1 protein-coding gene is annotated in these 395 nt (G+C 48.1%); it reads right to left on the reverse strand.

Features of this window, described 5'->3' with window-relative positions:
* On the reverse strand, nucleotides 1-395 hold a 395-nt coding region (locus FC64_RS04445), incomplete at both ends, for a sigma-70 family RNA polymerase sigma factor (RefSeq protein ID WP_202987262.1).

Raw genomic sequence — 395 nt, forward strand, 5'->3', positions numbered from 1 at the left:
TTTAATTGCTTTGACCGTGATGGGTGGCGCAGCTTCCGCAATGCTTTGGCTTCGATTTGCCGGATCCGTTCCCGCGTCACGCCAAAGACCTTTCCGACTTCTTCAAGCGTCCGGGTCCGCCCATCATCAAGGCCGAACCGTAACCGCAAAACATTTTCTTCTCGATCAGTCAACGTATCAAGGACGTCATTGAGCTGTTCCTTCAACAATTCATAAGCAGCGTGATCAGCTGGACTAGTTGCATCCTGGTCTTCAATGAAATCACCCAAATGCGAATCATCCTCTTCACCAATTGGCGTTTCAAGTGAAACTGGTTCTTGCGCAATCTTTAAAATGTCTCGCACTTTTTGCGTTGGCATATCCATTTCAGCCCCGATTTCTTCCGGAATTGGTTC

The organism is Ligilactobacillus araffinosus DSM 20653 (assembly GCF_001435375.1).
Taxonomy (GTDB): Bacteria; Bacillota; Bacilli; order Lactobacillales; family Lactobacillaceae; genus Ligilactobacillus; species Ligilactobacillus araffinosus.